The 24,778-nt window shown below is 63.7% G+C and carries 20 protein-coding genes, 1 tRNA gene and 2 pseudogenes; 21 read left to right on the forward strand and 2 right to left on the reverse strand.

The window, feature by feature from the left end:
* Positions 1-356 precede the first annotated feature (356 nt).
* A tRNA-Asn gene (locus tag IVB46_RS26670) sits at positions 357-431 on the forward strand.
* 152 nt (positions 432-583) lie between these two features.
* Here IVB46_RS26670 and IVB46_RS26675 read toward each other — a convergent pair.
* Positions 584-1,468 (reverse strand): helix-turn-helix domain-containing protein, encoded by an 885-nt coding sequence (locus tag IVB46_RS26675; protein ID WP_247310375.1) that lies wholly within the window; start codon positions 1,466-1,468, stop codon positions 584-586.
* On the opposite strand from IVB46_RS26675, the gene IVB46_RS26680 reads away from it, so the two are divergent.
* The 18 genes and pseudogenes from IVB46_RS26680 (at position 1,448) to IVB46_RS26765 (ending at position 22,500) form a co-directional block, all read left to right on the forward strand.
* A complete protein-coding gene (locus tag IVB46_RS26680; RefSeq protein WP_223153560.1) occupies positions 1,448-1,627 on the forward strand; it encodes a hypothetical protein in 180 nt (59 codons plus the stop codon). The two genes, IVB46_RS26675 and IVB46_RS26680, sit on opposite strands and share 21 nt — an antisense overlap.
* Before the next feature lie 459 nt (positions 1,628-2,086).
* Complete coding sequence (locus IVB46_RS26685; protein ID WP_247310373.1) at positions 2,087-3,100, forward strand: formylglycine-generating enzyme family protein; 1,014 nt, start codon at positions 2,087-2,089, stop codon at positions 3,098-3,100.
* Positions 3,101-3,118: 18 nt separating this feature from the next.
* Entirely contained in the window at positions 3,119-4,828 is a 1,710-nt protein-coding gene (locus IVB46_RS26690; protein ID WP_247310371.1) for an arylsulfatase, read from the forward strand.
* Between the two features lie 72 nt (positions 4,829-4,900).
* Positions 4,901-6,721 (forward strand): annotated as a pseudogene (locus tag IVB46_RS26695) (arylsulfatase).
* 166 nt (positions 6,722-6,887) lie between these two features.
* A pseudogene (locus IVB46_RS26700) lies at positions 6,888-7,085 on the forward strand (haloacid dehalogenase-like hydrolase); the annotation flags it as partial.
* 75 nt (positions 7,086-7,160) lie between these two features.
* Positions 7,161-7,652 (forward strand): hypothetical protein, encoded by a 492-nt coding sequence (locus IVB46_RS26705; protein WP_225048827.1) that lies wholly within the window; start codon positions 7,161-7,163, stop codon positions 7,650-7,652.
* Positions 7,653-7,684: 32 nt separating this feature from the next.
* Positions 7,685-7,924, forward strand: a complete 240-nt coding sequence (locus tag IVB46_RS26710) for a DUF3302 domain-containing protein (protein ID WP_014495358.1) — start codon at positions 7,685-7,687, stop codon at positions 7,922-7,924.
* On the forward strand, positions 7,924-8,865 hold the full coding sequence (locus IVB46_RS26715) for an efflux RND transporter periplasmic adaptor subunit (RefSeq protein ID WP_247310367.1): 942 nt from the start codon (positions 7,924-7,926) through the stop codon (positions 8,863-8,865). Before IVB46_RS26710 ends, IVB46_RS26715 begins: the two co-directional genes overlap by 1 nt.
* 11 nt (positions 8,866-8,876) lie before the next feature.
* Complete coding sequence (locus IVB46_RS26720) at positions 8,877-9,896, forward strand: DUF1214 domain-containing protein (protein WP_247310365.1); 1,020 nt, start codon at positions 8,877-8,879, stop codon at positions 9,894-9,896.
* A gap of 25 nt (positions 9,897-9,921) precedes the next feature.
* Positions 9,922-11,349 (forward strand): DUF1254 domain-containing protein, encoded by a 1,428-nt coding sequence (locus IVB46_RS26725; protein ID WP_247310363.1) that lies wholly within the window; start codon positions 9,922-9,924, stop codon positions 11,347-11,349.
* A 60-nt stretch (positions 11,350-11,409) separates the two neighbouring features.
* Positions 11,410-12,426 (forward strand): transporter, encoded by a 1,017-nt coding sequence (locus IVB46_RS26730; protein WP_247310361.1) that lies wholly within the window; start codon positions 11,410-11,412, stop codon positions 12,424-12,426.
* A 22-nt stretch (positions 12,427-12,448) separates the two neighbouring features.
* Positions 12,449-14,554 (forward strand): adenylate/guanylate cyclase domain-containing protein, encoded by a 2,106-nt coding sequence (locus tag IVB46_RS26735; RefSeq protein WP_247343817.1) that lies wholly within the window; start codon positions 12,449-12,451, stop codon positions 14,552-14,554.
* On the forward strand, positions 14,551-15,555 hold the full coding sequence (locus IVB46_RS26740) for an ABC transporter substrate-binding protein (protein WP_208086765.1): 1,005 nt from the start codon (positions 14,551-14,553) through the stop codon (positions 15,553-15,555). Before IVB46_RS26735 ends, IVB46_RS26740 begins: the two co-directional genes overlap by 4 nt.
* Positions 15,556-15,824: 269 nt before the next feature.
* A complete protein-coding gene (locus IVB46_RS26745; RefSeq protein ID WP_094183926.1) occupies positions 15,825-16,001 on the forward strand; it encodes a hypothetical protein in 177 nt (58 codons plus the stop codon).
* Between the two features lie 138 nt (positions 16,002-16,139).
* Positions 16,140-16,796, forward strand: coding sequence for a protein-L-isoaspartate O-methyltransferase (locus tag IVB46_RS26750; protein ID WP_176400466.1), 657 nt, complete (start codon positions 16,140-16,142; stop codon positions 16,794-16,796).
* A gap of 217 nt (positions 16,797-17,013) precedes the next feature.
* A complete protein-coding gene (locus IVB46_RS26755; protein ID WP_071914064.1) occupies positions 17,014-18,405 on the forward strand; it encodes a TolC family outer membrane protein in 1,392 nt (463 codons plus the stop codon).
* A 306-nt stretch (positions 18,406-18,711) separates the two neighbouring features.
* Complete coding sequence (locus tag IVB46_RS26760; RefSeq protein WP_247343820.1) at positions 18,712-19,473, forward strand: DUF2497 domain-containing protein; 762 nt, start codon at positions 18,712-18,714, stop codon at positions 19,471-19,473.
* A 150-nt stretch (positions 19,474-19,623) separates the two neighbouring features.
* On the forward strand, positions 19,624-22,500 hold the full coding sequence (locus IVB46_RS26765) for a valine--tRNA ligase (protein WP_247343823.1): 2,877 nt from the start codon (positions 19,624-19,626) through the stop codon (positions 22,498-22,500).
* An 86-nt stretch (positions 22,501-22,586) separates the two neighbouring features.
* Here the strand turns inward: IVB46_RS26765 and IVB46_RS26770 are convergent, their stop codons facing one another.
* A complete protein-coding gene (locus IVB46_RS26770; protein ID WP_247310354.1) occupies positions 22,587-23,195 on the reverse strand; it encodes a DNA-3-methyladenine glycosylase in 609 nt (202 codons plus the stop codon).
* 130 nt (positions 23,196-23,325) lie between these two features.
* On the opposite strand from IVB46_RS26770, the gene lipA reads away from it, so the two are divergent.
* Together lipA and IVB46_RS26780 are read left to right on the forward strand one after the other, a co-directional pair.
* Positions 23,326-24,282, forward strand: coding sequence for a lipoyl synthase (gene lipA / locus IVB46_RS26775; protein WP_063983327.1), 957 nt, complete (start codon positions 23,326-23,328; stop codon positions 24,280-24,282).
* Between the two features lie 6 nt (positions 24,283-24,288).
* Entirely contained in the window at positions 24,289-24,759 is a 471-nt protein-coding gene (locus tag IVB46_RS26780; protein ID WP_071914058.1) for a type II toxin-antitoxin system RatA family toxin, read from the forward strand.
* Positions 24,760-24,778: the final 19 nt, after the last annotated feature.

Below are 24,778 nucleotides of genomic sequence, written 5' to 3' on the forward strand. Positions count from 1 at the left end.
CTCATGGCAGTCTCTCCTTATGCCGCCCTATGCGGCCTTTAGTTGGAAGTGACTGACGACCGGCTTGTTTCTGCTAGATTTTTCCGAGTGTCTGGAACATCCGCGTCGACTGGCAGAACTATGACGAATCCGTGCTCTGGAAGAACGTCAACCTCTGCAAGATCACCGCGCTTCGGCTGCGCTACGACTCCGGAACCAAGACCACGTCCTTCGTCGCCGAATAGCTTGACCTGACGTGAGCCAGGGGAGGGGCGGCGGCCCTTCCTCGGCGCATTGTGCAAGATCGCGAATTCGTCCTTTGCAAGCGCAAGCGGCTTTGTTATACGCAGCCGCGCGCGAACGACTGGTTCGCCCTTTCCTCGGTAGCTCAGCGGTAGAGCATCCGACTGTTAATCGGATGGTCGCTGGTTCGAATCCAGCCCGGGGAGCCAAAATCCAGCAAATTCAAAGCCTTACTTGCGTTGCAATTGCGCAACACTACCCGCGACCGCCGCGTTGGGGCCGGTGCACGGCTGTGCAATCGGCCGGTGGAGAGGGAATCGGTCGGACCCTAGCCGTCCCCCAGCACAGCCGAACCGGGCGCCTATAATTCATGCTCAGAGGGTTGAACCCTCAGGCGAGGGACAGTTCGTCCTCCCAGGGTCTGCGACGGACGTTCCCCGAACATCGCATGGTAATACTGCGAGAACCGCCCGAGCTCGTAGAAGCCCTGCTGCATGGCGACAGCGGCCACGGTCGTCGAGCCCGGCACGCTCTCATGCAGAATGGAATGAACGGCACACAGCCGCTTGTGCCTGAGGAAGCTGACCGGGCCCAAGCCGAACACCTCCTGGAACGCGCGATGGAGGGTGCGGCGCGACACCCCGAGAGCGGCGCAGATCTCCGAGACATGCACCGGGCGCGTGCCGGCCTCGTCGAGATACTCCTCGACCCGGCGGATCAGCCGCCTCGCCGAAGGCAGCCAGCCGGTGTCGTCGGGCGGTAGCGACGACATCACGTTGGCCGCCATGCATTCGACGATCGATCGCTTCCAGAAATCGGCGGTCGAGGGCGTCAGGCCGCTCCTGTAGGTGCGCAGATGTGACATGATCCGGACCAGACGATGTGCGGCGATCGCGCCGCTATCGGGGGCCGCCCGGAAATGGTCGCGCCTGCGCCAGGTGTCGGGATTGCTCAGCCTCGCTTCGCCGCCGAACAGCGATGCGACCTCGTTGATGTCGAAGCGCATGGCGGCGTAAGCGGATCCACCGTGAAAGATTCCGTCATGCTCGAGCAGCGGCGGAATCACGAGCACGTCGTTGAGGCGCATGTCGAAGGACCAGTGGGTGACGCGCTCTTCGGCCGCGAGCAGCATCCCGATGATCAGCTTGTCGTCGCTGGCGACACGCTGCGTACGCATGCCGACGCTGAAGGTGCCGATGCTGAGCGAGAAATCGCCGATGCCGACATGGGAGAGCGATCCGCGCAATCGCCCGCGCCCGAGCTGCATGACATCGACGTGCGAGCCGTGAACGGCCTGGTGAAGACCTTCGAAGCCGTCGAGCTTACGCGAATCAACCAGAAGGAATTGGCCCATGGCGCCACCCTGTTACTCAAGCGCGACAATTCTGCGGCAGGCGGCGGCTGAACACCACTACAACGCGAAGTGGGTACGACAGTCCGAGTTCGCGCTTTGAGGTAAATTATCGCCGAATTTGACGCGAGCTGCGCGCCAAATGACACTGTGGATTGAGGAATTTGCGACATGTGTCGTTAAGCCTCACCGATCGGCGCGACGTCTTGGCACAAACTGCACATCACGGGCATCCAATCTTCGGATACCATTTGCAACCTAGGCGATATCGGCGACGATCGCTCTGCGAACCGCGGGGCGGGGGAGGCGGTATAGTGTTGCCGCGCACTCGAAGGATGTACGCAAAAGAGGGAGAGATGCTGACGCAAGTCTACGACACCTATCTCACACCCTCGGCGCCAAGAAGAGGGGACCAGACAATGCGTCCAGACTGCCGGGCAATATGCTCTCGTCGACGCCTGCTGAAGTCCGCGCCATAGTATCGGGTGGAATACTCGTATCGGAGTTTCCACGATGCTGCGGGCGGATACGGATCACTGCGAGTGGTTGCCGGACGACGTGAAGTCCGGCGAGATGGTCTTCATTCCCGGCGGGACCTTCCGTATGGGATCCGACCATCATTATCCCGAGGAGGCGCCGAGCCACCGCGTCTCCGTCGACGGTTTCTGGATCGACCGCACCCCCGTCACCAACCGGCAGTTCAAACAATTCGTCAACGCGACCCGCCACGTCACCGAGGCGCAGATCGTTCCCGACCCCAAGGACTATCCCGGCGCGCTGAAGGAGATGCTCTACGCCGGCTCGCTGGTGTTCGAGCCGCTGCCGCGCATCACCGATCTCACCGACTGGAGCCAATGGTGGTCCTTCACGCGCGGCGCCAACTGGCGCCATCCTTACGGCCCCGGCAGCAACATCAAGGGCCTCGACGACCATCCGGTCGTGCATGTCTCCTACAGCGATGCAGCCGCCTATGCCCGCTGGGCCGGCAAGGAACTGCCGACGGAAGCGGAATGGGAGTTCGCCGCGCGCGGCGGCCTCGACGGCGAGGAGTTCGCCTGGGGGGATGCGCTGATGCCGGGCGGCAAGCACATGGCTAACGTCTGGCAGGGCAATTTCCCGGTCCAGAATCTCGGCGAGGATGGGTTCAAGCGTACCTCGCCGGTCATGGCTTTCCCGCCGAACGGCTACGGCCTCCACGACATGATCGGCAATGTCTGGGAGTGGACCTCGGATTGGTGGTCGTCAAAGCATGCCGCCGATACCGCAAAGCCTTGCTGCATTCCCAGAAATCCCCTCGGCGGCCGCGAGGAGGCGAGCTTTGATCCATGTCAACCCGACATCCGCATCCCGCGCAAAGTCTTGAAGGGCGGCTCGCATCTCTGCGCGCCGAACTATTGCCGTCGCTACCGCCCCGCGGCGCGCCACGCCGAGCCGATCGATACTTCAACCAGCCATGTCGGCTTCCGCTGCGTGATGCGGACGCCTCTCGTTGTTCATCGCGAACAAGAAGGGTCTGCTGCAACATAGCAAGATAGGGAGTATCGCATGAGCAGCGAGTTGGAGAAGAACAACACCCAGTCCGGGGCTGACCAGTCGATCAATCGCCGAAAACTGCTTTTGGGAACTTCGTCCATCGTCGCCGCGGCGACGCTGACATCGGAGGCACTGGCGCAAGCGCAGAAAGCGGCGCCGGGTTCAGCCGCGAGCCCGGCGGCTTCATCGGCGTCCGGCCGCAAGCCGAACATCCTCGTGATCTTCGGCGACGACATCGGACAGACCAATGTCTCCGCCTATTCCTTTGGTGTGATGGGCTATCGCACGCCGAACATCGACCGCATCGCGAAAGAAGGCATGATGTTCACGGACTATTACGCCGAGCAGAGCTGCACGGCGGGGCGGTCCTCGTTCATCACTGGCCAATGCACGCTGCGCACCGGCCTTTCAAAGGTGGGCATTCCCGGCGCGACCGTGGGTCTGCAAGCGCGAGACGCGACCATCGCAGAGTTGTTGAAGCCGCTTGGTTACGCCACCGGGCAGTTCGGCAAGAACCACCTCGGCGACCGCAATGAATATCTGCCAACCGTGCACGGCTTCGACGAATTCTTCGGCAATCTCTACCACCTCAACGCCGAGGAAGATCCGGAGAACCGCTTTTATCCGACCGGTATGCGGGACCAGATCGGCCCACGGGGCGTGCTGCGTTGCAAGGCGTCGGATCGCGACGATCCGACCGAACATCCGCGCTGGGGCAAGGTCGGCAAGCAGACCATCGAGGACACCGGCGCACTCACCAAGAAACGGATGGAAACGATCGACGACGAAACATCGGCTGCCGCCATCGATTTCATGCAACGTCAGGCGAAGGCCAACACGCCATTCTTCTGCTGGTTCAACACGACCCGAATGCACTTTCGCACGCATGTACGGGAGTCCCATCGTGGCCCGCCCGGGCTGACGGCCAGGACCGAATACGCCGACGGCATGATCGAAAACGATGCGACGATCGGAACGGTGCTCAAGGCTATCGACGATCTCGGCATCGGTAACGATACCGTCGTGATCTACACCACGGATAATGGGCCGCATCAGAACTCCTGGCCGGATGCGGGAACGACGCCGTTCCGCAGCGAAAAGAACACCAACTGGGAGGGCGCGTTCCGCGTGCCGTGCATGATCCGCTGGCCAGGACGAATTCAACCCGGCTCGATCTCGAACGAGACGATCAGCGCGCTCGACTGGATGCCGACCCTGCTGGCGGTCGCGGGCGAACCGGATATCAAGGACAAGCTGCTGAGGGGGCACCAGGCCGGAAGCAAAACGTTCAAGGTCCATCTCGACGGATATAACCAGCTTCCCCACCTCACGGGTCAGCAGGAGCGCAGCGCGCGCAAGGAGTTTGTCTACTTCGACGATGATGGCGACGTGGTGGCTCTGCGCTACGAGAACTGGAAAGTCGTCTTCGAAGAGCAGCGTGCGCAAGGTACATTAAGAATTTGGGCCGAGCCGTTTACCAAATTGCGCGTGCCGAAAATCTTCGATCTGCGCTCGGACCCCTACGAGCGCGCGGATATCACGTCGAACACCTACTACGACTGGCTCATGACGGACGGCGCGGGTGTGTTCATTGCTGCGCCTAGAATTGTGGGGGAGTTCCTCGCCACCTTCAAGGAATTTCCCCCGAGTCAGCGGCCGTCGAGCTTCAGCATCGATCAGATCGTCGAGAAGATGCAGAGGAGTTTTCAAGTCACGCAATAGCGTGGCGTGACCGCCTGGCAGCAACGCCGAGCGGCTGACGTGAACGACCAATGAAACACAGGGAGCGTAGAAATGAGCGGCGAACTAAAGAACAAGAACAATTCCTCCGACGCTGAACAAACGATCAACCGCAGAAATCTGCTCCTTGGAACATCATCGATCGTCGCAGCAGCGACGCTGACCTCGGAAGCACTGGCGCAAGCGCAGCAAGCAGCGCCCTCTCGCGCGCCGGCGGCAGCTCAGCCAGCGGCAGGCAAGCCCAACATTCTCGTGATCTGGGGCGACGATATCGGCATCGCCAACATCAGCGCCTACTCCAACGGATTGATGGGCTACGAGACGCCCAACATCGATCGCATCGGACGCGAGGGGATCAAGTTCCTCCACTATTACGGCGAACAATCATGCACGGCGGGTCGCGCGGCGTTCCTGACCGGCCAACACGGCATTCGCAGCGGCCTGACCAAAGTCGGCTTTCCCGGTGCGCCGATGGGCATGAGCCAGCTCGACCCATCGATTGGCGGCCTCCTCAAAAATCTCGGCTATGGCACCGGACAGTTCGGCAAGAACCACGTCGGCGACCGCAACGAGTCGCTGCCGACCGTCAACGGCTTCGACGAATTCTTCGGCAATCTCTATCATCTCAACGCCGAGGAGGAGCCGGAACTACCCGACTATCCCAAAGACCCCAGCTACCTCGCCAAGTTCGGCCCCCGAGGCGTGCTGAGGTGCAAGGCGGCAGACCGCGACGATCCGACCGTAGACCCCCGCTTCGGCAAGATCGGCAAACAGACCATCGAAGATACGGGCGCGCTGACCAAGAAGCGCATGGAAACGATCGACGACGAGACGTCGGCCGCGGCCATCGACTACATGAAACGGCAACAGGCCGCCGGCAAACCGTTCTTCTGCTGGTTCAACGCCACGCGCATGCATTTGCGCACCCATGTGCGTACCGATCATCGCGGCCGCTACACGCATGGCGACAGCGAATACATCGACGGCATGCAGGAGCATGACGATACGGTGGGTACTCTGCTCAAAGCCCTCGACGATATGGGGATCGCCAACAACACCATCGTCGTCTACTCCAGCGACAACGGTCCTCACATGAACAGCTGGCCGGACGGCGCGATGACCTGGTTCCGTTCCGAGAAGAACACCAACTGGGAAGGCGCTTTCCGCGTGCCGTGCCTGGTGCGCTGGCCGGGCGTCATCTAGCCGGGCACGGTCACCAATGAGCTGATGAGCCACAACGACTGGATTCCGACGTTGTGCTCGGCGGCAGGTGAGCCCGACATCGTCAACAAGCTGAGCGCCGGGTACACCGCCAACGGCATCAACTACAAGGTCCATCTCGACGGGTTCGACCAGACCGCATTCCTGCGCAACGTCAGTGGCACGGCCGGCAACAACAACGGCACCAAGAGCGCTCGTGACAAGTTCTTCTACTCGGATGATGACGGCTTGCTCGTGGCCTTGCGCAAGGGCGACTACAAGTATGTCTACGCCGAGCAGCGTCTGCCCGGCACACTGGGCGTCTGGGCCGAGCCCTTCACCAAGCTACGCCTCCAGAAGATATTCAACCTGCTTCAGGATCCGTTCGAGCGGGCTGACATCACCTCGAACACATTCTGGGACTGGCAACTCAACCATGTCGGGCAGGTCTACGGCGCGATGGACGACGTCGGCGCCTTCGTCATGACCTTCAAGGATTTTCCGCCGCGGTCGTTCCCACCGAGTTTCGTACCGGCCACGATCCTTGAAGAGCAGCTCGATGAGATCAAGGACAACCGCGCCAGGGCGGGACAACGCGCCCAGAGCATCGACAAGATACGCTCGGGCGTCAATCAGATGATCGAACAGCAGCTCCAGCAACGCGGAGTCAAATAGCTGACACCCCATCCTCACCGGCCCGCGTCGTTGCGGGCCGGTGCCACCTTCGTAGTTACTCACTTGCGCCTGTGAGATCCAGAATGCCCGTTTCCCTCGCATCTGCCACCCGGCGTGGGTTTCTGATCGGTTTCGCCGCCATCAATGCTGTCGCGGTCTGGAGTGCGGCGGAGCGCGCTTCGTCGGCATCGTCCATCACACCGATGCGGCCCGCGAATATTCCTACGACAGGGAGTCCAAGATCGGAAAGCTCGACAAGGCCTGGGACGAGGCCACGCAGCGCGGCTGGACCGTCGTCGACATGGCAAAGGACTGGACGACGGTGTTTGCGTCCGAACGCGGCACCGCGGAAGCGTCGCAATGACGAGGACGCGTGCGGGAAGCTGCATCAACGACAGCAATAACAAAGGGAGGGACAAGGATGTCTGGACATATGCGCATGTTTCGGTGGACGAACTGCCTGCTGGCGTTGGCAACCGGCGCGTCGCTTCCGGTCGGAACGGTGTCGGCGGCGCCGCTCCAGCCAGCAGCAATCCAGCAGGGCGCGACTGGACCATCCGATCTGATCGAGGTGCGTGCCGCTGTTCGCCGCGGCGGGGCCGCCATGGGCCCACGTGGTGGTGCCGTGGTCCATCGCGGCGGCGCCGTGGTCGGCCCCCGAGGCGCCGCCTATCGCGGCCGGACCGCAGTGGTCGGACCGCGCGGCAACGTCGCCGTCCGCAGCACCACGGCCGTGGCCGGGCGCGGCGGCTGGGCGCGACCCGGCTATTACCACTGGCCGAGGGGCGGCGCGATCGCCGCCGGTGCTGCGATCGGCTTCGTGACAGCGGCCACGGCTGTGGCCTGGGCGGGTGCTGCGCCCGCGCCGGGGATGTGCTGGTACTACACCGATCCATCCCGCACGCAGGGTTTTTGGGACTACTGCCAATGAAGGCACGTCACTGACGCAATGAGGCGGCGGTCATGAGCGGCTACGACATCTTCGCCTGGATCGTGTTGGTGATCCTGCTCGCCAGCGCGATCGGCGTGGTCTGTATCGCGGGCTGGCTGCCCGGCCACATCGCGAAGTCGCGCAACCATCCTCATGCGCAGGCAGTGACTGTCGCCGGCTGGATCACGCTGTTCTTCGGCTTCGCGCTGTGGCCGATCGCGTTGATCTGGGCCTATCTCGACGTGCCCGCACGCAAGGCGGGAGATGCGTGATGGGTGTCGCGCTCTTCAATACCTATCTGGTGCTGCTGTTCCTGCTGGTGCATTTCGGGATCGTACGCTTCAACCTGTTCTGGAAGGCGTCGCCCGCGATCGTGCTGGTGCTGCTGCTGTTCGGACTGCTGATCCCGATGGGGTGGGGCGCACCGCAGGGCAATGCGCTGGTCGTGCGCAATGCAGTCTCGATCGTGCCTGATGTGGCGGGCGAGGTGACGGATGTTCCGGTTCTCGCCAACACGCCGTTGAGGGCAGGCGATGTCCTGTTCAAGATCGACCCGACGCCTTACGCGGCGCAGGTCAAGGCGATCGACGCGCAGTTCAAGCTCGCCAAGACGCGCCTCGGCCAGATGACGCAGCTCTACGAGCGCGACGCCGGCCGCGGCTTCGATGTCGAACAGCGGCAATCGGAGGCCGACCAGCTCTCCGGCCAGCTCGAGGCCGCGCAGTGGAATCTCGACAAGACAGTGGTGCGCGCGCCGGCCGACGGCTACGTCACCAATCTCGCGCTGCGCAAGGGCGCGCGCGTGGCGAACCTGCCGCTGGCGCCGGTGATGGCGTTCATTGACGTCTCAAGCACCATCATCGGCGTCGAGATCAACCAGAACGATGCGCGCTACGTGACACCCGGCCAGGAGGTCGAGGCCACATTCAAATTCGCACCTGGGCAGATCTACTCCGGCAAGGTCGAGAGCGTGCTCCAGGCGATCGCGCCCGGACAGGTGCAGACATCGGGCACGGCAGTCCTGCCGAAAGCCATCGAGGCCGCCCCCTTCGTCGTACGCGTCAAACTCGACGACGCCGATTTCGTCAAACGGTTGCCGGCCGGCAGCGCCGGAACGGCTGCGATCTACACCGATCACGTCAAACCGACCCACGTCGTGCGCCGCGTGATCCTGCGGCAGGTCGCGATCCTGAATTACGTCAATCCGTTCTAGCGAGAGGGCGCATGAAAAGAGCAGTGCTGACGGCTTCGTTCCTCATCCTCACCTCGGCCACGCAGGCGCAGTCGCCGGTCCCGGTGACGGTCGATAATTTTGGGCGCGCGGAATCCGACCTGTACTTCGGCAACGGCGTCAAGGACGCCGGTGGCATCGGCAAGCTGTTTCACCATCGCGAGCCGATGGCGATCGATAAGCAGGGCGTCATCCGGTCGAATCGTGACACGCTGTACTCCATGGTCGTCGTTGATCTCGATGCGGGACCGGTAACGATCAAGTTGCCGGACGCTGGCAAGCGGTTCCGGTCGTTGATGGTGGTCAACGAGGATCACTACATCGTCGGCGACATAGAGTATCGCGCCGGAAGTTACACCTACGATCGGAAGAGGGTCGGCACACGCTATGCGCTGATCGGGCTTCGAACCCTCGTCGATCCCAACGATCCCAAGGATGTCGAGAAGGTCCGCGCAGTCCAGGACGCCGTCACGATCAGCCAGAAGGCGCCCGGCAAGTTCGAGATACCGAATTGGGATACGGTCAGTCAGAAGAAGGTGCGGGACGCCCTCCTGGTGCTGTCGTCAACCGCAGGCGGCTTCAAGAATGCGTTTGGCGCCAAGGGGCAGGTCGATCCGATCCGGCACCTGATCGCGACCGCCGCGGGATGGGGCGGCAATCCCGACAAGGACGCCACCTATCTCAGCGTCACCCCCGAGAAGAACGACGGCAGCACCGTCTACAAGCTGACCGTCCCCGGCAATGTGCCGGTGGACGGCTTCTGGTCGATCAGTCTCTACAACGCCGAGGGCTATTTCGAGAAGAACCCCTACAACGCTTACTCGCTCAACAATCTGACGGCGACGAAATCAGCCGACGGCGCCACGGTGGTCCAGTTCGGTGGCTGTGATGGCAAGATCCCGAACTGCCTGCCGATCATGAAGGGCTGGAACTACACGGTGCGACTCTATCGGCCGCGTCCCGAAATTCTGAACGGCAAGTGGAAATTCCCCGAGCCGAAGCCGGTGAGCTGAAGGCTGAACGAGAATGGAGGCTGTCATGAGACACGCAATCGCAGGCGCCATCGCCATGACACTGATGACAGCGAGCGCGCATGCGCAGAGTCTGTCGCCGGATGAGGTTGCCGCGCGCACTATCCAGCGTCGCGCAGTCGAGGCGATGATCTGGGGCATGCCGGCGGTGAATGCCGATCTCATGCTCCAGACCATGCTTGGGACGACCAAGGCAAAGCCGAACGAGATCATCTACTGGTCGAAGCCGGTGAACTGGAAGAACCAGACGCTGACGCCCAATCCGGACTCGATCTATCTGATGTCGTTCTGGAACGTGAAGGACGGCCCGGTCGTGATCGACATTCCGCCGGCGCAAGGCGGTTCGATCGCGGGCAACATCGTCACGGCGTGGCAGATGCCGCTGGAGGATGCGGGACCTGAGGGCGCCGACAAAGGGCAGGGCGGTAAATATTTGATCCTGCCGCCCGGTTACAAGGGCGACGCGCCCGCGGGCTACATCTCGCTTCAGTCGGACACGTTCAGCGGCTTCGCGCTGCTGCGCTCCAATCTCGCAAGCCACGGCGATGCCGACGTGGCGAAGTCGGTCTCCTACGGCAAGCAGGTCAAGGTCTATCCCCTCGCGCAAGCGAAGGATCCGCCGCAGACCAACTTCACTGACGCCTACGACGTGCTGTTCGACTCCACGATTCCCTTCGATGCGAGCTTCTATCGCAGCCTCGACCGCGTGGTGCAGAACGAGCCGTGGCTCGATCGCGATCGCGCCATGATCGACCAGCTCGCGAGCATTGGCATCGAGAAAGGCAAGGCCTTCAATCCGGATCAGAAGACCGTTGCGCTGCTCGATCAGGCGGCCCGCGAAGCCCACGCGATACTCGAACAGCGCTACGACGCCGGCTTCGCCGTAATCAACCCGGGCATCCGCTGGTTCCCGGCTGCGGTGGCGGAGATGGTCAAGGCGGCGAGCACTGGATACGCCGATCCGAACACCTATCCGGTCGACATGCGCGGCGTCTCCTACACGCTTGGCTTCACCGGTATCAAGCGACTGGGCACCGCGCAGTTCTACCTGTTGGCCAACAAGGACAGGGATGGCCAGCCGTTCGACGGCGCCGCCACCTATCGCCTGACGGTGCCCGCCAACGCGCCGGTCAAGCAATACTGGTCCGCAACAGTCTACGACCGCGAGACCCACGCGCTGGTGCGCAACATGCCGAGCGCAAGCCGGGCTTCGATCAGCCCGGGCATCCAGAAGAATGCCGACGGTTCGGTCGACGTCTATTTCGGCCCGAAGGCGCCGGAGGGCAAGGAAGCCAATTGGGTGCCGACCGATCCGGCGCGGAAGTTCGAGTTACTATTCCGCCTCTACGGGCCCGAGCAGCCGCTGTTCGACCACAGCTGGAAACTGCCCGATGCCGAGCGTGTCGCCGCCACGATCGGAGGCGCCAAGAAGTAGTGCAATTGGGCGAGAATGATGCGTTCGGGTGGAAGACGTGAGAGAATAGGGAGACGCGACGTGACGGGACACATGCGCAAAGCCGGGCTCGGGACTGCATTGGCGCTGGCGAGCTTCACCGCTCAGCCTGCGCTTGCCGCTTCTGGCGGCGTGAGCTTCTGGCTTCCGGGCATCTTCGGCAGCTTGGCCGCCGTTCCCGTAACGCCTGGATGGGCCTACTCGACGATCTACCTTCACCTCAACGAAAAGGCCGGAGGAGGGCAGAACTTCGTCACCAGCGGCGGCATACCCGGCTCGGTGACCGCCGGCCTCAACGCACATGCCGACGCGCTCGTCATGGGCATCACCTACACCTCGCCGATGCCGGTGCTGGGCGGCCAAGCCGGCTTCACCGTGCTCACCGCGCCCGGCAACATTGGCGCCGGCATCGATGCGACGCTGACCGGTCCGCGCGGCAATACGATCTCGGGCAGCGCCACCGACAACCGCACGACGCTGACCGACGTGTTCTACCAGGGCACGCTGAAATGGAATCAGGGCGTCCACAACGAGCTGGTCTACATCACCGGCAACATCCCGAGCGGCACCTATGATTCCAGCCGGCTCGCCAATCTGAGTTTTGGCTTCCCCGCCATCGACGTCGGTGCCGGCTACACCTATCTCGATCCGAAGACCGGACACGAATTCTCGATCGTCGGCGGCCTCACCTATAGTTTCATGAACGGGGCCCTCCAGTATCAGAACGGCATGGATTTTCATGTCGACTGGGCTGCCTCGCAGTTCGTCAGCAAGAACGTTCACATCGGCATCGCCGGCTATTTCTTCCAGCAGATCACCGACGATAGCGGTCCCGGCGCCAAGCTCGGTGGCTTCCGCGGCCAGGCGGTCGGCATCGGTCCGCAGATCGGCTTCATGATCCCGATGTCCGACGGCTACCAGGGCTATCTCAATGTCCGAGGCTACAAGGACCTCGAGACCGAGAACCGGCCGAACAGCTGGTCGACCTGGGTTACTTTCTCGGTCTCGCCGGCAGCGCCCGCGCCGGCGGCGACGAAGCCCATCGTTCGAAAGTACTGATGGAGGCGTTCAAGCAGCTCCGATGACCGGAGAGAAAACCAGCAAACGCGTATTTCGCATTGGCTACCAGACATCGATCATCACGGTGTTCGTGGGCGTGGTGCTGCTTGTGGGCCTGACGCTGGTCTATCTCAGCTTCGAACGCGTGACCGCCATCACCAGGACGGCCGCCTCTGGCTTCATCGAGAAGGTGGCGCAGCTTGGCGCCGATCACATCGACGAGCAGTTCAAGAATGTCCGCGACAATCTCGACATCCTGTCCGGCCTGCCGCCGATCCAGGAGGCCGACATCGCGGACAATACGCGGCTCTACAGCCTGATGGCGGCGATGCTGCGCAACAACCCGCAGCTCTTCAATCTCTATGTCGGCTACGAGGACGGCTCGTTCATCGAGATGGACGTGATTGATCGGGCCCAGCCGTCGTTCCGGAAGGGCTTGAACGTCGACGAGGATGCTGCCTTCCGCCTGGTCGTGATCTCGCGCACGGCGGGAGCCGCGCCTGTCACGCAATATCTCTCCGAAAACCTCATTCAGGTTGCCGAGGTCGCCGGACCCGCGAGCTACGACCCGCGGCAGCGGCCCTGGTATGTCGAGGCGTTCAAGAATGACAAGACGCTGTTGACCGGTCCTTACGTCTTCTACGCCACGGGCGAGCCGGGCTACACGCTGCGGACGCCGTTGAGGGAAGGGCGCCGCGGCGTCATTGCGGGTGATTTGCTGCTGAACCGGTTCGAGGACATGCTGGCGGAGCAGAAGCTCGGCCAATCAGGTCTGGCGTTCCTGTTCAACGATGCCGGGCGCATCGTCGGCCATCCCGAGATGAACCGCCTGATGGCGGAGATTCCGGAGCGGCAGGACGACTTGCCACAGATCGGCGCGCTCCGGCTGCCTGCGCTCGTGCCGGTCATCCGCTCCTGGCGGGACGGCGGGGCGGCCCAGCAGTTCTTTGCCGACGCGTCGGGCCGAACCTACGTTGCAGCGGTTCACAGGCTCGAGACGGCCGGCTCGGCCAATATCCGGATGGCGATGGTCGCGCCGCTCGACGAGTTCTATGCGCAGATCATCGACGAGCGCCGCACGCTGTTCGCGTTGGCGCTGGCCTTTGTCGGAGCCACGCTGCCATTTGCGTTCTGGCTGGGATCGCTGATGGCGCAGCCGCTGCGCAAACTGGCCGACGAGACCGACGCGATCCAGCGGTTCGAGATTACCGAGCGGCCGCGCGTCCATTCCGTCATCGCCGAGATCGAGGAGCTTGGCCGCTCGGTGTTCACGATGCGCAGCGTGGTCCGCAGCTTTGCGAGCTTCATCCCGCGCCAGATCGTGCGGCAGCTGATCGAGACCGGCTCTTCGCTTAGCCTCGGCGGCTCAAGGCGTGAGGTCACGGTGCTGTTCACCGACGTCGCCGACTTTACCGCCAAGACGGAGCGCGCCGACCCGTCGCAGGTGATGATCCACACCTCGCGTTATTTCGCGGTGCTGTCGGACGAGATCATGCGGTACCAGGGCACGATCGACAAATATATCGGCGACGCCGTGATGGCATTCTGGAACGCGCCGGCCGACGATCCCGACCACACCGTCAATGCCTGCCGTGCCATCCTGGCATGCCTTGCGGCCAACGAAGCGCTCAACAAGGAGTTTCGCCGTGAGGGCTGGCCGCCCTACGACACCCGCTTTGGCCTGCATGTCGGCGATGCCGTGGTCGGCAACATCGGCTCGAGCGACCGGATGAACTACACCGCGCTTGGCGCCACCATCAACCTGGCGTCGCGGCTGGAGGGACTGAACAAGAATTACGGCACGCGCGTGCTGGTCAGCGCGGCGGTCCGCGCCAGCGTCGGCGATCGGTTCCTGTTCCGCAGCGTCGACAGCATCACGCCGAAGGGATTTGCCGACGCGATCGAAGTCAGTGAGCTCCGCGGCGAGCTGGCGCACGCCGATGAAGCCGAGGTTGCGATGTGTCGACGCTGGGATGAAGTCTTTGCGGCGATCGCGCAGGACGGCGCGGCCGAGACGACGCGGGTCCGGCTGTCGGCCTTCCTGCACGACTATCCCAAGGATAGCGTCGCGCTATTTCATGCCCAGCGATTTCGGTCCGCGGCCCGGAATGCGGGAGCGGCGGCATGAACATCAGTGGTCTCAATCGCCGGCAATTGCTGCGGCACGGCGCGGCGCTGGCGGCCGCGTCAATGCACGCGGCGCCAGCCATCGCGCAGGCGCGCAGCAGAATTCGGCTCGGTTATCTCCACGTGGTCGCCGTGGACGGACACATCTGGACCGGGCTCGATCGCGGCTCGTTCGACCGCGAGGGGATCGATTTCGAATTGCACGAGTTCAACACCGGACCTGAAGTCTTCGAGGCGATGGCGCGAGGTGAGCTCGACGTCCTCTCGGCCGGCGGCGTCATCTCCAACTATCTGGCGCTCGGCCGCGGCCGGGGCTTTCTCATCAACGACATTGAGGTCGCGACCGCACAGCTCTGGGTCCGGCCGACGCTCGGCGTCAAGGGGATGGCCGATCTCAGGGGCAAGCGGATCGCGACGACGATGAAGACCACGGCGCACATCTTTCTCGATCGCGCGCTGCGAGCCAACAACGTCAACCCGTCCGAGGTCGAGATCGTCAACGGCAGCATGGCCGCCGCCGTCAAGGCGTTCATTGCCGGCGAGGTGCCGGCCGTTGCGCTCTGGGTGCCGTTCAACATTGCCGTCCGCGAGGCGTTGCCGGATGCGGTCAAGCTGGTGGACGCCTCCGCCTTCTACCCGCAATCCGCCGTGCTCGGCGGCTGGGCCGCGCGGATGGATTTTTATGCGGGGAACAGGGACGTGCTGGCCCGGATCATCCGCGCCTGGGCGGAAGCGAACGACCACATGGTGCGCAACCCGGCGGCCGCAGCGGAGGCGCTCCAGACACATTACGGGCAGTCGCGTCCCGCCGACATCGCGGAAGCCTTCAAGGCCCAGAAGCTCTATTCCTCGCGCGAATGGAAGCGGCTGTATTCCGACGGGACCGTCGTGAAATGGCTCCAGCAGGTCAGCGACTTCTTCATGACGGATGCCGGCGTCACCGCACCCGTGCGGGCCGCAGACTATTTCGACACGCAGCTCTACCTTGCAACCGTCGCCTGAACTTGCAGGGGCACAGGCTCGCACGGACACTCCCTTCGAGCCATGCATCGGCCTGCCCAGCGTCCAGATCATATTTCAATGTGTTTTCAATATCCTGCGCCCGCATTCTAATGCAGCCGCGGCACCACTTCAGGTGATATCCGCCCCAGTGCAGAATCGCACTCAAGCAGTTGTGTGTGTCGGGCGCGGTCGCGTCATGAGGGCGACGCCAATTCGACCCAATTCAAATCGACCTTGGCAGGCGCCGGATCCTTACGGAGGTGATTCCAATGCCAGACGTCCTCGACCGTTCCGAAATGGCCCCCTCGATTCTGCCGGCGGACGTTCCCGAGCTCAGCGATGATGAATGCCTGGCCTGCCTCGCGCGCGCCGTCGAGGCGCACGATTCGGCGCGGCTCGACGAAGTCGCCGCATTGATCGGCCGCCTCGCAGTCACGATCGAATAGCTCACCAACCAACTTGACGCCGTGGGTTGCGTAGCCCGGTCCGCCCGGGCCAACGGACGTGTTGCGTTTTCGCGGAGCCTGTTCCAAAGATGCCGCCAAATTTCGTCCGCGGCATCGTCCGCATTGCAGGGTCCGCAAATGTCCGGTTTCTCGACCGCGCGCCTAAAAATGGTCGATGGCCAGGTGCGCACCAATGACGTCACCGATCGCCGTATTCTCGACGCGATGCTCACAGTTCCGCGCGAGGCGTTCGTGCCGGTTGCCAGGCAGGCATTGGCCTATCTCGACCTCGATCTCGACGTGAGCGAAGGCGGGGCCAAGCGGTTCCTGATCAAGCCGCAGCTGACCGGCAAGCTGCTCCAGGCCGCCGAAATCGGCGAGGGGGACAACGTGCTGGTGGTCGGCTGCGCCACGGGCTACCTCGCCGCGCTGACGGCTACGCTCGCCCGTCAGGTCACCGCGACGGAATGTGATTCGGCCCTGGCCGCGAAGGCCAAGGATGCTTGCGCCAGTCTCGCCAACGTCACGTGCAAGGCCGCAGCCTGCGCCGAAGGGGATCCCTCTGCCGCTCCCTATGACGTCATTATCCTCAACGGCGCCTTCGAGGTGACGCCAGAGGCGCTGCTCGGGCAGCTCAAGGAGGGCGGGCGCCTCGTGGGGGTGTCGGCCCAATCCACGCCCCCCCGGGCCGTGATCGTGACCCATACCCACGGTGAATTCGGCCATCGGGCGCTGTTCGATGCCGCAGCTCCGGTCCTTCCCGGGTTGGAACGGGCCGCCGCTTTCGTCTTCTGAAGTCCCGATTGAGGGCTTTGGCCCGTTAAAATCCCGTTCTGAATCAGAAGTGTGGCCCGGATGCTGCACGTGAAGAGTTTCCACCGGGAACTACCTTCAGGTGGTTCCGTTGCGCCAATTGGCGGCCTATGTTGCTGAGGGGCAACGACTCCACTCGGTAGACGGTATCCTAGCTCGCGGGCACGAGCGGGGCGTTAGAATGAACGGAATTTAAGGGATGCATGGGGTGAAGCTCTTCACCGGAGCTGCGGTTTCGGTCCTGCTGCTGGCGCTTGCCGGGCCGACGCCTGCCTTGGCGGACACGATCGAGGCCGCCTTGGTGCGCGCCTATCAGAACAATCCGCAGCTCAACGCACAGCGCGCCCAGGTGCGCTCGACCGACGAGAACGTGCCTCAGGCGTTGTCGGGCTATCGCCCCAGGGTCGCGCTGACGGCGAACGGCGGCTATCAATATCAGGATACGTTGAGTTCGCCGGGGCCGGGTAACACACCAATCAACGGGCCCAGCGTGCCGCGCAGCGTGGGTGTGACCGTCACGCAGACGCTCTATAACGGCAACATCACCGGCAACAGGACGCGCGCCGCCGAGAGCCAGGTTTCCGGCTCCCGCGAAGCGCTGCGCAGCCTGGATCAGAGCGTGCTGCTTCAGGGCGCTTCGATCTACATGGACTATCTGCGCGATGCGGCTACGCTCGAAGTCCAGCGCAGCAACGTGCGCGTGCTCGAGCAGACGCTGAAGCAGACGCGCGATCGCTTCAACGTCGGCGAAGTGACGCGCACCGACGTTGCGCAATCGGAAGCGCAGCTGGCGGCTGGCAAGACGCAGGCCCTCACGGCCGAAGCAAATCTCACCACGACGCGCGCGAACTTCCGCCGCATCATCGGCAACGAGCCGACGAACCTCGCGCCCGGTTCGCCGGTGGATCGTTTCTTGCCCGCAAGCCTCGCCGGGGCAGTCGAGCTCGGCCTGATCGAACATCCCAACGTCACGGCCGCGATGTTCGGCATCGACGTCAACTTTCTGCAGGTCAAGGTCGCCGAAGGCGCGCTGCTGCCGACGATCGCGTTGCAGGTGGGGGCCACGCAGGGGAACGAACAGTCCTTGATTCAATACAGGTCGTTCAACGCGTCCGCCATCGCGCAGGCCAATTGGCAGCTCTACGATGGCGGCAATACATATTCGCTGATCCGCCAGTCCAAGGAAAACCTGGCGCAGCAGCGTCTCAACCTCGAAACCACCCGCGACCAGACCCGCGCGACGGTCGTGCAGTGGTGGGGTTCGCTGCAGGCCGGCAAGGCCCAGGTGCAGTCCGCGCAGGCGCAGGTCACGGCGTCCGAGATCGCGCTGAACGGCGTGCGCGAAGAAGCCAAGGCTGGTCAGCGTACCACCCTCGACGTGCTCAACGCGCAGCAGGCGCTGGTCAACGCGCGCGTCGCGCTGGTGACCGCACAGCACGACCGCGTGGTCGCGTCCTATCAGGTTCTGGCCGCCATCGGCCGTCTGTCGCCGCAGGTCCTCGGCCTTGCGACCACGGTTTATGATGCGAGCGTTCACTACCATCAGGTCCGCGACAGCTGGGCCGGCGTGCGCACGCCTGACGGACGCTAAGGTCCGTAGTCATCCGGTCGGCCTCGCAAACAGCCGAGGCCGACTGGTGCTTTGCTTGCAATCATCAAAATCCCTGACATAGCCTTGCCAAGAAGATGCGGGTCGATTCGCCCGGCACCTGATGTCGTGTGCGTAAAGGCTTGAGTGCCGAGGGCAGGGGCGCACCGCCGCACGTTGAGCCGTGAACTGGGGACAAGTCGGGCCGCCGCGACGAAAATGTCGGGGCGTCCGTTGCGGAACCGGCCAATCCTGTCGTGCTTGGTGTAAAACAACGCATGCGAGGGCGTTGATGATGTGGAGTCGGAGATGACGCAGCCTGCAAAGGTCACAGAACCCTCGATGGAGGAGATTCTGGCCTCGATCCGGCGCATCATTGCCGACGATGAGGCCAAGCCGCCGCCGGCCGAAGCTGCCAAGCCAGCGCCCGCTGCAGCTGCGCCGAAGCCGTCAGCAATGAACGACATTCCGCCATCCAAGGTCGCTCCCGCGAAACCTGCTGCCGAGAAGCCCGCGCCGCCGCCGGTTGCGAAGCCGGCTCCAGCGCCGCCGCCGCCCGCACCTGCGGCGGATGCATCCAATAACCAGGACGATATTGATGCTCTGCTGGCGGGGCTGGACGCGGCTACGCCTGCGCCCGAGGTCCGTGCACCTGAGCCAGAGCCCGAACCTGAACCCGACGTGCTCGAATTGACCGACGAGATGGCGGTGGATCCGGAGCCGACGCCGCCTCCGCCGCCGCCGAGCTTCCGCAAGGTCGAGCCGCGCGACGATCTGGAATTCGCCGAATCGCCGCCGCGCCTGACGCCGTCCTATCCGCCGGTGGACTACGATGCGCCGCCGCTGCCGCCCCAACAGCCGATCCTGGCGCAATCGACGGTCTCGGCGGTCGAATCCGCCTTCAATTCCCTGGCCCACACGGTGCTCAGCAGCAATGCGCGGACGCTGGAAGATCTGGTCAAGGAGATGCTGCGTCCGATGCTGAAATCCTGGCTCGACGACAACCTGCCGGGCCTCGTTGAACGCATCGTGAAGGCCGAAATCGAGCGGGTCTCGCGCGGCGGCAGGTGAGGGCGGCTCCCGAGCCCTCATAAAGCCCCTCTTATGCGCCTGTTTGGCCTGCCGACCGGCCGGAAAGCCGTTTTGCCGCCGGGCTTTCCGTTGATCCTCTCCCGGACCTTTTCGTTGACTTGCCCCCCGCGCGCGGCTTTCTAGCAGCCCATGATCGAGAAAAATTACCAGCCCGCCGATATCGAAGCCCGCATGTCCGTCGTGTGGGAGGACAGCCTTGCCTTCAGGGCCGGCCGCCCCGACCGCCGCGACGCAGTGCCCTTTACCATCGTGATCCCGCCGCCGAACGTGACGGGCTCGCTGCATATGGGCCACGCCCTCAACAACACCCTCCAGGACATCCTGTGCCGGTTCGAGCGCATGCGCGGCCGCGACGTGCTGTGGCAGCCCGGCACCGACCATGCCGGCATCGCCACCCAGATGGTGGTCGAGCGGCAGCTGATGGAGCGTCAGCAGCCCAGCCGCCGCGAGATGGGCCGCGAGAAGTTTCTGGAGCGGGTCTGGCAGTGGAAGGCCGAGAGCGGCGACACCATCATCAACCAGCTCAAGCGCCTCGGCGCCTCCTGCGACTGGTCGCGCGAACGCTTCACCATGGACGAGGGCCTGTCGAAGGCCGTCATCAAGGTGTTCGTCGAGCTGCATCGCGACGGCCTGATCTACAAGGACAAGCGGCTGGTGAACTGGGACACCAAGCTGCTGACCGCGATCTCCGACCTCGAAGTGCAGCAGACCGAGGTCAAGGGCAGCCTGTGGTATCTGCGCTATCCGATCGAGGGCAAGACGTTCAGCCCGGAGGATCCCTCGAGCTTCATCGTCGTCGCCACCACGCGGCCCGAGACCATGCTCGGCGATACCGGCGTGGCCGTGCATCCCGACGACGAGCGTTATCAGAAGCTGGTCGGCAAGAACGTGATCCTGCCGCTGGTCGGTCGCAAGATTAAGATCATCACCGACGAGTATTCGGATCCGGACAAGGGCTCGGGCGCGGTGAAGGTGACGCCGGCGCACGACTTCAACGACTTCGAGGTCGGCAATCGCCATGGCCTGCGCCGGATCAGCGTGCTCGACAAGGAAGGTTGTCTCGATCTCCTCGACAACGAGGATTACCTGCGCGACTTGCCGGAAGGCGCTTCGCAGTTCGCCGAGGAGTTTCACAAGGTCGACCGCTTCGTGGCGCGCAAGCGCATCGTCGAGCGACTGGAATCCTTCGGCTTCGTCGAGCGGATCGAGCCGCACACCCACATGGTGCCGCACGGCGACCGCTCGAACAGCGTGATCGAGCCCTATCTGACCGACCAGTGGTACGTCGACGCCAAGACGCTGGCAAAGCCCGCGATCGCCGCGGTGCGTTCGGGCGAAACGACGTTCGTGCCGAAGAACTGGGAAAAGACCTATTTCGAGTGGATGGAGAACATCCAGCCCTGGTGCATCTCGCGCCAGCTGTGGTGGGGTCATCAGATCCCGGCCTGGTACGGCCCCGATGGCAAGGTGTTCGTCGCCGAGACCGAGGAGGAGGCCGTCAGCCACGCGCTCGGCTATTACGTCGAGCAGGAGGTCATCACGGCCGAGCAGGGCCGCGAGATGGCGCTCGACCGCAACAAGCGCGAAGGCTTCATCACGCGTGACGAGGACGTGCTCGACACCTGGTTCTCCTCGGCGCTGTGGCCGTTCTCGACGCTCGGCTGGCCCGAGGACGCGCCGGAAGTGCAGCGCTATTACCCGACCAACGCGCTGGTGACCGGCTTCGACATCATCTTCTTCTGGGTCGCCCGGATGATGATGATGGGCCTGCACTTCATGAAGGAAGTGCCGTTCTCGACGATCTACATCCACGCCCTCGTCCGCGACGAGAAGGGCGCCAAGATGTCGAAGTCGAAGGGCAACGTCATCGACCCCCTCAACCTGATCGACGAATACGGCGCCGACGCGTTGCGCTTCACGCTGGCCGCCATGGCGGCGCAGGGACGCGACATCAAGCTTGCCACCAGCCGCGTCGAGGGTTACCGGAACTTCGCAACGAAGCTCTGGAATGCGTCGCGTTTCGCGGAGATGAACCACTGCGCGGTGCCCGACGGTTTCGAGCCGGCGAAGGCCAAGGAGACGCTGAACCGCTGGATCGCGCATGAGAGCGCGCACACCACGCGCGAGGTGACCGAGGCAATCGAAGCCTATCGCTTCAACGATGCGGCCGGTGCGATCTACCGCTTCGTCTGGAACGTCTATTGCGACTGGTATGTCGAGCTCGCAAAGCCCGTGCTGCTCGGTCCGGACAGCCCCGCGAAGGACGAAACCCGCGCCATGGTCGCCTGGGCGCGCGACGAGATCCTGAAGCTGCTGCACCCCTTCATGCCCTTCATCACCGAGGAGCTGTGGGAGGTGACGGCCAAGCGCGACGGCCTGCTGGCGCTGGCGCAATGGCCGCTGAAACCGTCCGAGCCGACGCCGGAGCAACTCGCGATGCTCGCCGCGGCAGCCGGGCCGACCGATCCGTTGATCTCGCCGGTCCTGATCATGCCGATCTTCGACCATGCCGACTTCACCGATCCCAAGGCGGAAGCCGAGATCGGCTGGGTGATCGACCTGGTCACGCAGATCCGCTCGGTGCGCGCCGAGATGAACATCCCGCCGGCAACGCTGACGGCGCTGGTGCTCGCGGGCGCCTCGACCGAGACGAAGGAACGCGCGCCGCGCTGGACCGACGTCATCAAGCGCATGGCACGGCTGTCCGACATCTCCTTCGCCGACCGCGCACCTGACGGCGCGGTTCAGCTCCTCGTGCGCGGCGAGGTGGCCGCGCTGCCGCTGAAGGGCGTGATCGACGTCGCCGCCGAGCGCACGCGCCTCGACAAGGAAATCGGCAAGGCCGACGCCGACATCAAGCGCGCCGAGTCCAAGCTGGCGAACGAGAAGTTCGTCGCCAACGCGGCCGAAGAGGTCGTCGAGGAGGAGCGCGAAAAGCGCGAGGCAGCACTGGCCCGCAAGGCCAAGCTGCTGGAGGCGCTGGAGCGGCTGAAGCAGGCGTCGTAGAGCGTCTTCGAGCGAAGTGGATACCGGTTCGCGTCAAGAAAACGCGTCAAAACTAGAATCTAGAGCCCGTTCCATCGGAACGGGTTCTAGGCCTCCTTCGGGAACGGCTTGCTCAAGAACTTCGAGCCCTTGACGCCATAGCGCCAGGGCAGCTCGACGGCCTTGGTGATGCCGATCCGGATGCCGGCCACCACCTCGACCTCCTCTGTCCGCGCATGCAGCGTGATCGGCGGCCGGTCCAACGGCAGGGCGTTGTGCGCGATGGTGATGCCCAGCGCCTCGGTCAGCTTGCCGGGACCCGAGCACAGCGCGTGCACCTCCTGGAGATGGCGGCGGCGGCGCATCGCGGCGATGCCATGCGTCGGCTCCAGTGCGCGGATCAGTACGGCGCTGGCGGAGCCTTCCTCCTCGCAGACGAAGTTCACGCACCAGTGAATGCCGTAGGAGCGGTAGACATAGGCAAAGCCGGGCGGGCCAAACATGATTTGGTTCCGCGGCGTCGGGCCATTGTAGGAGTGCGCCGCCGGCTCGGTATGATGATAGGCCTCGACCTCGACGATGAGGCCGCCGACGCCATTGACCAGCATGGTGGCCCCGATCAGGTCGGGCGCGACCTCGTGGACGCTGCGGCCGAAAAACGCACGCTTCAGGGCTTTGCCGAGCCGCGGTGGTGAGGCTTTCGAGGTTGGAGCCATTCGAGGTGAGAATCGCCTGAGAACAGAGCAGGATATTGCCCATATCTGCCATGTTCCCTGAAGCGGCGCGAGCCGGGTTGCGGCAGGCAGCCAGACCGACTAGGTAGGACCTGAACAGACCGGACAGCCCATGGTCGTTATTGTCGACACCATCTCGAACCCGTTGCGCCCCCGCCACCCTGAAAAGGTGAATCGCCCTGATTCCGCTTCGCCGCCGAAGCCGGACTGGATTCGCGTGCGCGCCCCCAATACCCGCGGCTATGCCGACACCCGCAACATCGTGCGCGCCAACGGCCTGCACACGGTGTGCGAGGAGGCTGGCTGCCCGAACATCGGCGAGTGCTGGGACAAGAAGCACGCGACCTTCATGATCATGGGGGACACCTGCACCCGGGCCTGCGCGTTCTGCAACGTCAAGACCGGCATGCCCAATGCGCTGGATGCGGCCGAGCCGCAGAACGTTGCCGAAGCCGTCGCCAAGCTGGGGCTGGCCCACGTCGTCATCACCTCCGTCGACCGCGACGATCTGGCCGATGGCGGCGCCGAGCATTTTGCAGAGACCATCCGTGCGATCCGGGCCGCGTGCCCGTCAACCACGATCGAGATCCTGACGCCGGACTTCCTGCGCAAGGAGGGGGCGCTCGAAATCGTCGTCGCGGCGAGGCCCGACGTCTTCAACCACAATCTCGAGACCGTGCCGTCGCGTTACCTCACGGTGCGGCCCGGCGCGCGCTACTTCCACTCGATCCGGCTGTTGCAGCGGGTCAAGGAGCTCGATCCCACCATCTTCACCAAGTCCGGCATCATGGTCGGCCTCGGCGAGGAGCGCCACGAGGTGCAGCAGGTGATGGACGATCTGCGCTCCGCCGACGTCGACTTCCTGACCATCGGGCAATATCTCCAGCCGACCCGGAAGCACCACGCCGTGATGCGCTATGTGCCGCCCGACGAGTTTTCGTCCTACGAGAAGGTCGCCTACACCAAGGGTTTCCTGATGGTTTCGGCGAGCCCGCTCACCCGTTCGTCGCATCATGCCGGCGAGGACTTTGCGAGACTGAAGGCCGCACGGGCCGCGACTGCCCGCTGAACCGCCATGCCCAAATTTTCAAGCAAGCGCCGTGTCCATCACAGCGCGTCCGAGATGTTTGATCTGGTCGCCGACGTCGAGCGCTACCCGGAGTTCGTGCCGCTGTGCAGCGCGCTCAAGATCCGCCAGCGGATGGCCAAACCCGACGGCACCGAGGTGCTGGTCGCCGACATGACGGTGTCGTTCAAGCTGGTCAAGGAGTCCTTCACCAGCCGCGTGACTCTCGACCGCGCCAATCTGAATATCCGGGTCGAATATCTGCAAGGCCCGTTCAGCAACCTCGAGAACCGCTGGACGTTCGAGCCCAAGGGTGAGGGCGTCTGCGACGTCGGATTCTTCCTGGCCTACGAGTTCAAGAGCCGGATGCTGGCGATGCTGATGGGCTCGATGTTCGATGCCGCGTTCGCGCGCTTCTCCATCGCATTCGAGAAGCGGGCGGATGCGATCTACGGCCGGCCGAAGCTGGCGTCGTCGTAAGGCGTACTCTCTCCGCCGT

It is taken from the genome of Bradyrhizobium sp. 61 (genome assembly GCF_023073075.1).
GTDB classification, from domain to species: Bacteria; Pseudomonadota; Alphaproteobacteria; order Rhizobiales; family Xanthobacteraceae; genus Bradyrhizobium; species Bradyrhizobium barranii.

Coding starts and splice junctions, on each gene's coding strand:
- lipA (WP_063983327.1), top strand. CDS start 23,326: ATGGTCGTTATTGTCGACACCATCTCGAACCCGTTGCGCCCCCGCCAC.
- IVB46_RS26705 (WP_225048827.1), top strand. CDS start 7,161: ATGTTTCGGTGGACGAACTGCCTGCTGGCGTTGGCAACCGGCGCGTCG.
- IVB46_RS26745 (WP_094183926.1), top strand. CDS start 15,825: ATGCCAGACGTCCTCGACCGTTCCGAAATGGCCCCCTCGATTCTGCCG.
- IVB46_RS26740 (WP_208086765.1), top strand. CDS start 14,551: ATGAACATCAGTGGTCTCAATCGCCGGCAATTGCTGCGGCACGGCGCG.
- IVB46_RS26770 (WP_247310354.1), bottom strand. CDS start 23,195: ATGGCTCCAACCTCGAAAGCCTCACCACCGCGGCTCGGCAAAGCCCTG.
- IVB46_RS26715 (WP_247310367.1), top strand. CDS start 7,924: ATGGGTGTCGCGCTCTTCAATACCTATCTGGTGCTGCTGTTCCTGCTG.
- IVB46_RS26755 (WP_071914064.1), top strand. CDS start 17,014: ATGCATGGGGTGAAGCTCTTCACCGGAGCTGCGGTTTCGGTCCTGCTG.
- IVB46_RS26780 (WP_071914058.1), top strand. CDS start 24,289: ATGCCCAAATTTTCAAGCAAGCGCCGTGTCCATCACAGCGCGTCCGAG.
- IVB46_RS26685 (WP_247310373.1), top strand. CDS start 2,087: ATGCTGCGGGCGGATACGGATCACTGCGAGTGGTTGCCGGACGACGTG.
- IVB46_RS26750 (WP_176400466.1), top strand. CDS start 16,140: ATGTCCGGTTTCTCGACCGCGCGCCTAAAAATGGTCGATGGCCAGGTG.
- IVB46_RS26760 (WP_247343820.1), top strand. CDS start 18,712: ATGACGCAGCCTGCAAAGGTCACAGAACCCTCGATGGAGGAGATTCTG.
- IVB46_RS26680 (WP_223153560.1), top strand. CDS start 1,448: ATGGGAGAGCGATCCGCGCAATCGCCCGCGCCCGAGCTGCATGACATC.
- IVB46_RS26710 (WP_014495358.1), top strand. CDS start 7,685: ATGAGCGGCTACGACATCTTCGCCTGGATCGTGTTGGTGATCCTGCTC.
- IVB46_RS26765 (WP_247343823.1), top strand. CDS start 19,624: ATGATCGAGAAAAATTACCAGCCCGCCGATATCGAAGCCCGCATGTCC.
- IVB46_RS26720 (WP_247310365.1), top strand. CDS start 8,877: ATGAAAAGAGCAGTGCTGACGGCTTCGTTCCTCATCCTCACCTCGGCC.
- IVB46_RS26690 (WP_247310371.1), top strand. CDS start 3,119: ATGAGCAGCGAGTTGGAGAAGAACAACACCCAGTCCGGGGCTGACCAG.
- IVB46_RS26725 (WP_247310363.1), top strand. CDS start 9,922: ATGAGACACGCAATCGCAGGCGCCATCGCCATGACACTGATGACAGCG.
- IVB46_RS26735 (WP_247343817.1), top strand. CDS start 12,449: ATGACCGGAGAGAAAACCAGCAAACGCGTATTTCGCATTGGCTACCAG.